The 11,995-nt window shown below is 70.4% G+C and carries 10 protein-coding genes; 1 reads left to right on the plus strand and 9 read right to left on the minus strand.

What is annotated here, in order from left to right; genetic code table 11:
- Nucleotides 1–14: 14 nt before the first annotated feature.
- On the minus strand, nucleotides 15–575 hold the full coding sequence (gene lspA / locus ACZ49B_RS03480; RefSeq protein WP_468300008.1) for a signal peptidase II: 561 nt from the start codon (nucleotides 573–575) through the stop codon (nucleotides 15–17).
- 134 nt (nucleotides 576–709) lie between these two features.
- Nucleotides 710–1,714, minus strand: coding sequence for a TraR/DksA family transcriptional regulator (locus tag ACZ49B_RS03485; protein WP_468300010.1), 1,005 nt, complete (start codon nucleotides 1,712–1,714; stop codon nucleotides 710–712).
- A gap of 613 nt (nucleotides 1,715–2,327) precedes the next feature.
- On the opposite strand from ACZ49B_RS03485, the gene ileS reads away from it, so the two are divergent.
- Nucleotides 2,328–5,474, plus strand: a complete 3,147-nt coding sequence (gene ileS / locus ACZ49B_RS03490; protein ID WP_468300012.1) for an isoleucine--tRNA ligase — start codon at nucleotides 2,328–2,330, stop codon at nucleotides 5,472–5,474.
- Nucleotides 5,475–5,740: 266 nt separating this feature from the next.
- On the opposite strand, the gene ACZ49B_RS03495 is transcribed toward ileS, so the two are convergent.
- The 7 genes from ACZ49B_RS03495 to ACZ49B_RS03525 all read right to left on the minus strand — a co-directional run bounded on the left by ACZ49B_RS03495 (nucleotide 5,741) and on the right by ACZ49B_RS03525 (nucleotide 11,995).
- Complete coding sequence (locus tag ACZ49B_RS03495; RefSeq protein WP_468300014.1) at nucleotides 5,741–6,952, minus strand: DivIVA domain-containing protein; 1,212 nt, start codon at nucleotides 6,950–6,952, stop codon at nucleotides 5,741–5,743.
- Nucleotides 6,953–7,034: 82 nt separating this feature from the next.
- Nucleotides 7,035–7,331, minus strand: a complete 297-nt coding sequence (locus tag ACZ49B_RS03500; RefSeq protein WP_030155988.1) for a YggT family protein — start codon at nucleotides 7,329–7,331, stop codon at nucleotides 7,035–7,037.
- Between the two features lie 60 nt (nucleotides 7,332–7,391).
- Nucleotides 7,392–8,000 (minus strand): cell division protein SepF, encoded by a 609-nt coding sequence (locus ACZ49B_RS03505; protein WP_053790919.1) that lies wholly within the window; start codon nucleotides 7,998–8,000, stop codon nucleotides 7,392–7,394.
- A 151-nt stretch (nucleotides 8,001–8,151) separates the two neighbouring features.
- Nucleotides 8,152–8,871: a YggS family pyridoxal phosphate-dependent enzyme gene (locus ACZ49B_RS03510; RefSeq protein WP_468300016.1), complete on the minus strand. Its 720-nt coding sequence runs from the start codon at nucleotides 8,869–8,871 to the stop codon at nucleotides 8,152–8,154.
- Nucleotides 8,858–9,646 (minus strand): peptidoglycan editing factor PgeF, encoded by a 789-nt coding sequence (gene pgeF, locus ACZ49B_RS03515; RefSeq protein ID WP_468300018.1) that lies wholly within the window; start codon nucleotides 9,644–9,646, stop codon nucleotides 8,858–8,860. The genes ACZ49B_RS03510 and pgeF overlap by 14 nt, the downstream gene beginning before the upstream one ends.
- Nucleotides 9,643–10,848, minus strand: coding sequence for a cell division protein FtsZ (gene ftsZ / locus ACZ49B_RS03520; RefSeq protein ID WP_468300020.1), 1,206 nt, complete (start codon nucleotides 10,846–10,848; stop codon nucleotides 9,643–9,645). Before ftsZ ends, pgeF begins: the two co-directional genes overlap by 4 nt.
- A 286-nt stretch (nucleotides 10,849–11,134) precedes the next feature.
- On the minus strand, nucleotides 11,135–11,995 hold the full coding sequence (locus ACZ49B_RS03525) for a cell division protein FtsQ/DivIB (RefSeq protein WP_468300022.1): 861 nt from the start codon (nucleotides 11,993–11,995) through the stop codon (nucleotides 11,135–11,137).

Below are 11,995 nucleotides of genomic sequence, written 5' to 3' on the forward strand. Positions count from 1 at the left end.
CAGCTTTCCCGCGATCAGTCCTTGTGGACCGTGCCGTCCGGGTCCAGCCCCTTGAACGAGAGCAGCACGATCAGGATGCCGCCGCACACGATCGCCGAGTCCGCGAGGTTGAAGACCGCGAAATGGGCGGGCGCGATGAAGTCGACGACGGCTCCCCGGAACACCCCCGGCGAACGGAAGATGCGGTCGGTGAGATTGCCCAGCGCACCGCCCAGCAGCAGGCCCAGCGCGATCGCCCACGGCAGGCTGTAGAGCTTCCGGGCCAGCCGTACGATCACGATGATCACGGTGGCCGCGATGCAGGTGAAGATGACGGTGAAGGCCTCGCCGAAGCCGAAGGCGGCGCCCTGGTTGCGGATCGCCTCGAACTTCAGCAGGTCGCCGATGATCCGGATCGGCGGCTGGTGCTCCAGCTTCGCGACGACCAGCATCTTGCTGCCGAAGTCGAGCAGGTAGGCGAGCACCGCTACGACGAGCAGCGCGACGATCCGCCGACGCCCCTTGGGCTCGACGGACTCCGGCTGGGCGTCGTCCCCGACCTCCGGCGTACCGATGATGCTCTCCGCCTCTGCCACGTGAGTCCCTCGACTAGCTCGAACCAGGTTGCCGACGACACAGCCCTGCCAGGTCCCTGGACCCTGACGAGACACGAGAGTACGTCAGGGTCCGCCTGTGGCGGCAGCCCGGCCCGTGCCGTCTCAGCGCCCGCTCAGTGCCGCCGCTCCTGCTTCTGCTTGCAGTCCACGCACAGCGTCGCCCGCGGGAACGCCTGCATCCTGGCCTTGCCGATGGGCTGGCCGCAGTTCTCGCAGAGCCCGTACGTGCCCGCGTCCAGCCGCTCCAGGGCCCGCTCGGTCTGTTCGAGCATCTCGCGGGCGTTCGCGGCGAGGGCCAGCTCGGACTCCCGGGTGATGTTCTTGGTGCCCGTGTCGGCCTGGTCGTCGCCCGCGCCGTCGCCGGAGTCCCGCATGAGCCCCGAGATGGCCTCGTCGGAGGCCTGCAGCTCGTCCCGCACCCGCAGGACCTCGCTCTGCAGCTCGCTGCGCGCCTCGGCCACCTCCGCCGGGGTCCAGGGGTCCTCGCCGGGCCGTACGGCCAGCTCGCCCGGCGCCAGGCCCGCCGTGGCCCTGGCCTTCGGCAGGCCGCTGGTCGCGGCCGCAGCCGTCTTCCTGGCCGTGCCGGTGCTCTTCTTGGCAACCACTTTCCGGGCTCCCGTCTGTTGCGCGGCGTGCGCCGCCCCCTCGGCCCCGGCCGCCTTGGCCGTGGCCTTCCTCGCGGTCGTCTTCCCGACGCCGGTCGCCTTCTTCGCGGCCACCTCGTCGACGACCGTCGTGTTCACGGCCGAGGTCTTCCCGGCCGGGGTCTTCCCGGCGGCCGCCTTCTTGGCCACCGCCTTCTTGGCCGGAGCCTTCTTGGCCGCCGTCTTCTCGGCGGGCGCCTTCTCGGCCGTCTTGGCCGCCGACTTCACCGCCGTCTTGGCCGCCGCCGTGGTCACCTCGGCCGCTTTGGTCGCCTTGGTTGCCACCTTCACCGGTTTGGCCGGCTTCACCGAGTTCACCGAATTCACCGCCGTCCCGGCCGCCGGCTTCGCGGCCTTCTTCCCGACAGCGGTCGCCTTCCGGGCCGGAGCCGCTTTCTCGGCCGACGTCGCCTGCCCGGCGGCCTTTCCGACAGCCTTCTCGGCAGTTCTGTCGGCGGTCTTCTTCGCCACCATGGCCGCGGCCCCTTCACATACTGTGATCTTGCGCGCGAATCGTGCCGGAACGATAAATCGACTCCGGCCTCGCGGCAACGGGGCACGCGTCCATCGATGCCAACCTGCATCCGTTGTGCCCATCAGGGAGCCCGGTAATCCGCCCCACCCGTCACACCGGAGCCCGGACCGGCCCATCGGCCCGTTCGGGTCATGCCACGCCCCCGTCCGGCCACCGCCCCGCACCCGGTCCCGGGCCCCGCCGCAACCCGCTCCCCGACCCCGCGCAAACCGGTCTGCCGAGCGCGCCCCCGCCCCGTACACTGGGCCCAGCGAAAGGCATGGACGGGGACGAGTAGCGTCGGACGCAGCCAGGAGCGACCCGGGGACGGTGAGAGCCCGGGGGCGAGCGCGATGCGAAGGATCACCCCCGAGCCGCCGGAAGAAAGCCGTACGGGTCCCCAGGGGCCGGCAACGGCGAGTAGAACCGGCTTCGCACCCCAATGAGGGGGCCACCGGATCCGTCCGGCGGCCAAGGAGGGTGGTACCGCGGGAGCAGGCGTCCTGGATTCTCAGGGCTGGCTCTCGTCCCTCCGACGGAAGTGACATCCCGCCGGAGGAAGAGTTCAGCCTCATGACCACACCGCCGCAGTACCGCCCGGTACCCGCCCAGGTCGACCTGCCCGCCCTCGAGCACGCCGTTCTCGACTTCTGGCGCGAGAGCAAGACCTTCGCCAAGACCTTGGAGCAGTCCGAGGGCCGGCCCGAGTGGGTCTTCTACGAGGGCCCGCCCACCGCGAACGGCATGCCCGGTGCCCACCACATCGAGGCGCGCGTCTTCAAGGACGTCTTCCCCCGGTTCCGCACCATGCGCGGCTACCACGTGGCCCGCAAGGCCGGCTGGGACTGCCACGGCCTGCCCGTCGAGCTCGCCGTCGAGAAGGAGCTGGGCTTCAACGGCAAGCAGGACATCGAGGCGTACGGCATCGCCGAGTTCAACGCCAAGTGCCGCGAGTCGGTGACCCGCCACACCGACGCGTTCACCGAGCTCACGACCCGGATGGGCTACTGGGTCGACCTGGACGACGCGTACCGGACGATGGATCCCGAGTACGTCGAGTCCGTGTGGTGGTCGCTGAAGGAGATCTTCAACAAGGGCCTGCTCACCCAGGACCACCGCGTCGCCCCCTGGTGCCCGCGCTGCGGCACCGGCCTCTCCGACCACGAGCTGGCGCAGGGCTACGAGACCGTCGTCGACCCCTCGGTCTACGTCCGCTTCCCGCTGACCTCCGGCCCGCTCGCCGGCCAGGCGGCCCTCGTGGTCTGGACGACCACCCCCTGGACCCTGGTGTCCAACACGGCGGTCGCGGCCCACCCCGAGGTCACGTACGTCGTCGCCACGAACGGCACCGAGAAGCTGGTCGTCGCCCAGCCGCTGCTGGAGAAGTCCCTCGGCGAGGGCTGGGAGGCCACCGGCCAGACCTTCACGGGCAAGGAGATGGAGCGCTGGACGTACGAGCGTCCCTTCGACCTCGTGGAGTTCCCGGCTCCGGCCCACTACGTCGTGAACGCCGAGTACGTCACGACCGAGGACGGCACCGGTCTGGTCCACCAGTCCCCCGCCTTCGGCGCCGACGACCTCGCGGTCTGCCGCGCGTACGGCCTGCCCGTCGTGAACCCGGTCCGCCCCGACGGCACCTTCGAGGAGGAGGTCCCGCTGGTCGGCGGCGTCTTCTTCAAGAAGGCCGACGAGAAGCTGACCGCCGACCTCGACGCGCGCGGCCTGCTCTTCAAGCACATCGCGTACGAGCACAGCTATCCGCACTGCTGGCGCTGCCACACCGCGCTGCTGTACTACGCGCAGCCGTCCTGGTACATCCGCACCACCGCGGTCAAGGACGCGATGCTGCGGGAGAACGAGAAGACGAACTGGTTCCCGGACTCGGTCAAGCAGGGCCGCTTCGGTGACTGGCTGAACAACAACATCGACTGGGCGCTCTCGCGCAACCGGTACTGGGGCACCCCGCTGCCGATCTGGCGGTGCGAGGAGAACCACCTCACCTGCATCGGCTCGCGCGCCGAGCTGAGCGAGCTGACCGGCCAGGACCTCTCCTCCCTGGACCCGCACCGCCCGTACATCGACGACGTCACCTTCACCTGCACGGCCGAGGGCTGCTCGCTGGAGGCGGTGCGCGTGCCGGAGGTCATCGACGCCTGGTACGACTCGGGCTCGATGCCGTTCGCGCAGTGGGGCTACCCGTACAAGAACAAGGAGATCTTCGAGAAGCGCTACCCGGCGCAGTTCATCTCGGAGGCCATCGACCAGACCCGCGGCTGGTTCTACACGCTGATGGCGGTCGGCACCCTGGTCTTCGACCAGTCCTCCTACGAGAACGTGGTCTGCCTGGGCCACATCCTCGCCGAGGACGGCCGCAAGATGTCCAAGCACCTGGGCAACATCCTCCAGCCCATCCCGCTCATGGACCAGCACGGCGCGGACGCGGTGCGCTGGTTCATGGCGGCCGGCGGCTCCCCCTGGGCCGCCCGCCGCGTCGGCCACGGCACCATCCAGGAAGTCGTCCGCAAGACCCTCCTGACGTACTGGAACACGGTCGCCTTCCAGGCCCTGTACGCCCGCACCTCCGCCTGGGCCCCGTCGGCGGCCGACCCGGCCCCCGCGGAGCGCACGGTCCTGGACCGCTGGCTGCTCTCCGAGCTGAACACCCTCGTCGTCGAGGTCACCGAGGCGATGGAGTCCTACGACACCCAGCGCGCCGGCAAACTCCTGTCCGCGTTCGTCGACGACCTCTCCAACTGGTACGTGCGCCGCTCACGCCGCCGCTTCTGGCAGGGCGACACGGCGGCCCTGCGCACCCTCCACGAGGTCGTGGAGACGATCACCCGCCTGATGGCCCCGCTGACCCCCTTCATCACGGAGCGGGTCTGGCAGGACATGATCGTCCCGGTCACCCCCGACGCCCCCCAGTCCGTCCACCTCTCCACCTGGCCGCAGGCGGACACGGCGACCATCGACCCGACCCTCTCGCAGCAGATGCTGCTGGTCCGGCGTCTGGTGGAGCTGGGCCGCGCCACGCGCGCCGAGTCCGGGGTCAAGACCCGCCAGCCGCTGTCCCGCGCCCTGGTCGGCGCGGTGGGCTTCGACGCCCTCTCCGCCGACCTCCAGGCCCAGATCACCGAAGAGCTGAACGTCTCCTCCCTGGCCTCCCTCTCCGAGGTCGGCGGCTCGCTCGTCGACACCACCGCCAAGGCGAACTTCCGGGCGCTGGGCAAGCGCTTCGGCAAGGGCGTCCAGGACGTCGCCAAGGCCGTGGCCGCGGCCGACGCCGCGGCGCTGTCGCTGGCGCTGCGCTCCGGCTCGGCGACCATCTCGCTGAACGGCGAGGAGATCTCCCTCACCCCGGAGGAGGTCATCATCACCGAGACCCCCCGCGAGGGCTGGTCGGTGGCCTCCGACTCCGGCGCCACGGTGGCCCTCGACCTGGAGATCACCCCGGAACTGCGGCTGGCGGGCCTGGCCCGTGACGCGATCCGCCTGATCCAGGAGGCCCGCAAGAACTCCGGCCTGGACGTCGCGGACCGCATCGCCCTGCGCTGGTCCTCCTCCGACCCGGAAGTCACCACCGCCCTGACCGACCACGCGACCCTCATCGCGGACGAGGTCCTGTCCACGGACTTCGCCACCGGCAACGCCGACACCACGTACGGGGAACCGTTCACCGACGAGTCCCTGTCCCTGGAGTTCCGCCTCCGCAAGGCGTAACCCTCCCGGCCCCCTGTGGCCCGGCGCCCCCACGGGGGTGCCGGGCCACAGCCGTTTCTCTCTGCACGGGATCTGGGGCGGAGCCCCAGGAAACGGAGAACGGGCGGGGCGGGGAGACGGCTCCGCGCAGCGGAACCCGGCTACCGGCCCGCTCACAGATGGCGCCGCGCGACGGTGGCGGGACGCAAAACGGGCCGGGCCCGGTGCCCCCGTAGGGGAACCGGGCCCGGCCCGTGAAGCGACTGCCGCCGACTGGCGAGCGGCGCCTAGTTGTCGTCCTCGTCGATCAGGAAGCCCCGCATCGGCGACGGCGCCTGCTGCATCGGCTGCGGACCGGCCGGCCGCACCGGAGCCATCGGCTGCGTCATCGCGGGAGACATCTGCTGCTGACCACCGTACGAGGGGCCGCCCATCGGGGACGGGCCACCCATCGGCGAGGGACCGCCCATGGGCGACGGAGCGCCCATCGAGTGCCCCATCGCTCCGGCCGGAGCCATCGACGGCGTCGGCGACGGCGGCAGCGCCGGACCGGCCGGGTTGCGCGGCGGGGCGAGGGAGTCGTCCGCCTGGGTCTCCAGCTGGCGCAGCTGCGACTCCAGGTAGGACTTCAGACGCGTACGGTACTCACGCTCGAAGCCCCGCAGGTCCTCGACCTTGCGCTCCAGCGTGGCGCGGGCGGACTCCAGGGAGCCCATCGCGACGCGGTGCTTCTCCTGCGCGTCCCGCTCCAGCGCGTCGGCCTTGGCACGGGCGTCCCGCTCCAGGCCCTCGGCACGGCTGCGCGCCTCGCCGACGATCTTGTTGGCCTCGGAGCGGGCCTCCGCGATCGCCTGGTCGGCGGTCTGCTGCGCCAGCGACAGGACGCGGGCGGCGCTGTCGCCACCGGGGCCCTGCTGCGGGAGCTGCGGCTGCTGCTGGTGCATCGGCTGACCCATGGGCTGCATCTGCTGCCCCATCGGCTGCATCTGCTGGCCCATGGGCTGCATCTGCTGGCCGAGCGGGTTCTGGCCGCCCATGGACTGCTGGCCCATGCCCTGCTGGCCCATCTGCTGCTGGCCGCCCATGGTGTGCATGGGGCCGCCCATCGGGCCCGGACCGCCCGGACCCTGCGGTCCGTGTCCACCGGGGCCGGCCGGAAGCTGCGGCTGGCCGCCCGGCAGCTGCGGCGGGCCCATCTGCGGCGGGCCCTGCTGCGCCGGCGGGCCGGATATGGCCGCGGGCACGGGGGCACCGGGGCCGCCGGGGCCGCGCTGGTCCTGGGGTTCCGGCTTGCGCATGCCCTGCTGCTGCTGGTTCTGCGCGGCGGCACGCGTGGCGGCGGCCAGCTTGGCGCGCAGGTCCTCGTTCTCGCGCAGCAGGCGCGTCAGTTCGGACTCGACCTCGTCGAGGAAGGCATCGACCTCGTCCTCGTCATAGCCTTCTCGGAGGCGGACGGTCGTGAACTGCTTGTTCCGCACGTCCTCGGGAGTCAGCGGCATGTCTTCTTCACCTCTACGTAGTCGTCGGCAGTCGGCAGGACCGTATCGGGACTGTCCCCGCGCCTGCGGGGAAGCTCATCGTTCACACGCTTCTCGCAGCGGTGCTCACGAAACTGATGAGGATGTAAACGATGATCATCAGAACGAAGAAGGACAGGTCGAGTGCCACGCCCCCGAGACGCAACGGCGGAATGAATCGCCGGAGAAGCTTGAGCGGTGGATCGGTGACAGTGTAGGTGGCCTCAAGGACGACCACCATCGCCTTGCCGGGTGTCCATGAACGTGCGAACTGGAAGACGTAGTCCATCACCAGTCGGAAGATCAGCACGATGAGGAAGCACATCAGCGCGATGTACACCACCTGCAGTGCAACGCCCATCCCGCGCTTCCCTCTCCCCTGCTCTCGCTCTGTCCCCGGCCCCGTGTCTGACGGATCGGTCTAGCTTTGGTTGAAGAACCCGCCCTCCGCGATGCGGGCCTTGTCCTCCGCCGTGACATCGACGTTAGCAGGCGACAGCAGGAACACCTTCTGTGTCACGCGTTCAATGCTGCCGTGCAGACCGAAGACGAGGCCGGCGGCGAAGTCGACAAGTCGCTTCGCGTCCGTGTCGTCCATCTCCGTGAGGTTCATGATCACCGGAGTGCCCTCACGGAAGTGTTCCCCGATGGTACGGGCCTCGTTGTAGGTCCGGGGGTGCAGCGTCGTGATGCGGTACGGCTCCCGCTCGGAGACGACCTTGGGCATGATCACGGGGGCGTTCTTCTCCAGGTTCGAGCGTTCAGGTGTGATGGATGCCACGGGGGCGATTCGCGCAGGACGTCCGTTTTCCACCGGCAATGGGATGGGTTCCCGTTGCGCCGGAGGCTGGGCAATTCGTACCGGTTCGTCCGTTACGGGCGGTTGGTGCACGGGCTGCTGGCGCCGGCGATCCCGCTCCGGTTCCGGCTCGGGCTCGAACTCGTCGTCGGGGTCGTACCCCGGGTTGTCGTACCGGTCGTCCTCCACGAGGCCGAGGTAGACCGCCATCTTGCGCATCGCGCCGGCCATTCTCTGAGTCCTCCGCTCTGTGGTGGATCGCCCTGTCGCAGGTGTGTCGCTGTGTCACCAAAGTCACCAACTGCCCGCGATCCACGTGGTCCGTCCGCCCATCAGCGGTAATGACCATATTTTCTGCTGTGGTCCGACTTTCTTCGCGACGTTACCCGAGCCGGGGTCTCGCGCCGAGTACCGCAGTGCCGACGCGTACATGTGTCGCACCGGCCGCAACGGCCTGTTCCAGGTCTGCACTCATCCCGGCCGACACCATCGTGGCAGTCGGATGGTCCGCGCGCAGGCGGGATGACAATTCCACCAGCCGCTCGAAAGCGGCCTGTTCGCGTCCCGCGTAGGGCCCTGCCAGCGGAGCCACGGTCATCACACCGTCGATCCGCAGTCCGGGCGCCCCGGCCACGAGGTCCGCGAGTTCGGCGAGCTGCTCCTGAGCGGCGCCGCCCCGGGTCCCGCGCTCCCCCGACTCGGCGTCGAGGGCGATCTGTACGAGGCAGCCGAGTTCGCGTCCGGCTCCCTCCGCGGCCGCCGAGAGCGCGGTGACGAGCTTCGGCCGGTCGACCGACTGCACCACATGCGCGTATCCCGCCACGGAACGGACTTTGTTCGTCTGCAACTGGCCCACGAAATGCCAGCTGAGCGGCAGATCCGCGCAGGCCGCGGCCTTGGGGGCGGCATCCTGGTCGCGATTCTCCGCCACATGACGGACCCCCAGGTCCGCCAGCAGTCGTACGTCGCTCGCGGGGTAGGTCTTGGTGACGACGATGAGCGTCACCTCGTCCCGTCCGCGTCCCGCGGCCGCGCAGGCGGACGAGATACGTTCCTCCACCCGCGCGAGGTTCTCCGCGAGCTCCGACTTACGGTCCGTCATTCTTCTTTTCCCCCGGGGGTCCGGGGGTCGTCCCCCGGGAAATCGCTGTCAACCAGACATATCCGGCAAGCCGTCCGGTCACCCGGTCGCGGCGGTACGAGAAGTGGTCCCGCGACTCCAGTGTGCAGACCGGCGAGCGGTGCACGTTCACCACCCCCGCCTCCGCGAGCTGGGCGTGCACCCCGGCGACCACGTCGACGGACGGCGTCCCCCAACTCGTCTCGCCGTAGGCGGCCGGTACCGCCTCGGCGACCGCGGCCCGCATCTCGGCCGGCACCTCGTAGCAGCGGCCGCAGATCGCGGGGCCGGTCCGGGCGATGATCCGTCCCGGCTCGGCCCCGAGGGAGACCATCGCCTCCACCGCGGCGGGCACGACCCCGGCGACCAGCCCGGGCCGGCCCGCGTGGGCCGCTCCCGCGACCCCGGCGACGGGGTCGGCCAGCAGGACCGGGGTGCAGTCCGCGGTGAGCACCGCGAGGGCGAGCCCCCGGCGGGCGGTCACCACCGCGTCCACCGCCGGTACGTCGGCGGCGGCGCCCCAGGGTCCGGGGACCACCGCCACGTCCTTGCCGTGCACCTGGTTCATCCAGACCACGTGGTCCGGCTCGATGCCCAGGGCCCCGGCCGCGACGGCCCGGTTCGCGAGAACGGCGGTGGGGTCGTCTCCGACCGCGCCGCCGAGATTGAGCTCCTCGTACGGAACGGCGCTCACCCCGCCCCACCGGTCGGTGAAGGCGAAGTGGGCGCCGTTCTCGATGTGCTGGTCCAGCGTCACTTCAAGAAGTCCGGAACGTCCAGTTCCTCGGCCGGGCTGTCCTGGTACGGCCGGGCCGTCGGGACCTGCGGCGCGGGGGCCGCGGCCTCGGCCGGAGCCGCCTCGACCGGGGCCGGGGGCTCTTCGCGCGGGGTGACCGTGCCCAGTCCGCCGAAGGCCGGGCGCACCGGCTCGGCAGCGCGGACCGGCGCCGGGGCCGGCTCCTCGCGCTTGGTGGACGCGGCGCCGATGACGTTGTCCCGGCGGGCCGGGGGCTGTCCGCCGTCGAAGCCGGCGGCGATGACGGTGACCCGTACCTCGTCGCCGAGCGCGTCGTCGATGACGGCGCCGAAGATGATGTTGGCCTCGGGGTGGGCGGCTTCGCTGACCAGCTGCGCGGCCTCGTTGATCTCGAAGAGGCCGAGGTCCGAGCCGCCGGAGATGGAGAGCAGCACGCCGCGGGCGCCGTCGATGGACGCCTCCAGCAGCGGCGAGGAGATGGCCATCTCGGCGGCGGCCACGGCGCGGTCGTCGCCGCGGGCGGAGCCGATGCCCATGAGGGCCGAGCCGGCCTCGGACATCACGGACTTGACGTCGGCGAAGTCGAGGTTGATCAGACCCGGGGTGGTGATGAGGTCGGTGATGCCCTGGACACCCGAGAGCAGGACCTGGTCGGCCGACTTGAAAGCGTCCAGGACCGAGACCTGGCGGTCCGAGATGGACAGCAGCCGGTCGTTGGGGATGACGATGAGGGTGTCGACCTCTTCGCGGAGCTCGGCGATGCCGTCCTCCGCCTGGTTCGCGCGGCGCCGGCCCTCGAAGGTGAACGGCCGGGTGACCACACCGATCGTCAGGGCGCCGAGCGAGCGCGCGATGTTGGCGACGACGGGTGCGCCGCCGGTGCCGGTGCCGCCGCCCTCGCCGGCGGTGACGAAGACCATGTCGGCCCCCTTGAGGACCTCCTCGATCTCCTCGCGGTGGTCCTCTGCCGCCTTGCGACCGACTGCCGGGTTGGCGCCGGCGCCGAGGCCCCGGGTGAGTTCACGGCCGACGTCGAGCTTGACGTCGGCGTCGCTCATCAACAGCGCCTGGGCGTCCGTGTTGATGGCGATGAACTCGACGCCCTTGAGACCGACCTCGATCATTCGGTTGATGGCATTGACACCACCGCCGCCGACACCGATGACCTTGATGACTGCGAGGTAGTTCTGCGGTGCTGCCACGTCGAAGGCCTCTCGCCTCGAGTTACGTGTCGCCGCCTCGCGGGCCTGCGTTGCGACGACTGATGCCGAAATGTGGGACGGTCCGAACGCGCCGACCCGAACCCTAACCCTGAAGTTTAGGGTTAAGAGTGTGCCTGTTGCTGGATCCCATGGACTTCCGAACAGGACACTAAGTCGACAAGTAGCGCGTGTTCAACGAACACGCCGAACCTCCCGTTTTTCTTTTCACCCTATGTGATCACCCGTATCGGTGGCCAACCAGGGTGCGTCGCTGTTCGACCCGACGTCAACTCCCGGACACCGCAGGGGCGGTGGGGACGCTCACGTCAAAGTGGTCAGCCTTGGGCGCCGCTTTCAGGAGGGCGGTCAGCGCACGGCCCTTCGCCCCGCCCTGTTCGCCGCTGCCCCACACCACGGTCCGGCCCCGGGTCAGCTCCAGTACGACCGAGTCGTACGACCCCACCTTGACCTGCACGGTCTCCTTGGCGACCGTCTCGGGGAGGTCTCCGGCGACGCCCACGGCCTCGTGCAGCAGCCGCTCCTCGTCGAAGCGGCGGCCGCTCGGTGACTGCGCCGCGGACCATTCGAGGACCGGAACGCCCGCGGGTGCTTTCGGAACCGTGTCGAATCGCACACCCGAAGCGTCCACTTCCACGAACTTGGCGTCCTTTTTGATGAGGAGGACCGGTTTGCGCTCCGTTACTTTCAGCCCGATTCCGTGCGGCCAGGAGCGCACCACATCGACCGAGTCGACGCGGGGCAGCCTGCTGCGGACCCGGTCCGCGATCTCGTCGGTGTCCACGGTCACCAGCGGCGCCCCGACCGGTACGGCCGCGGCGGCCAGCACCTGCTCGGGGGTCAGCACCCGGGTTCCGCTTGCGGTCACCTTCTCGATGCGGAACCAGGAGGAGCCGTAGAGCACCCAGCTGCCGCCCCCGACGAGGAGCACCGCGGCGAGGAGGCAGAGCAGCACGCGGCCCCGGTTCCGCATGCGCCGGACGAGGCGCTGCAGACCGGGGCCTCGCGGGCCGGACCCCCCTGAGGGCCCCGACGACCTGGGCGGCTTGGGCGGTTTGGGAGAGCCGGAGCCCTTGCCCTTCCGGGCGGGCCCGGGATTGCCGCGCTGTGCGGTGGTCGCTCCGGCCAC

The sequence above is a fragment of the Streptomyces sp. NPDC031132 genome (assembly GCF_055570595.1).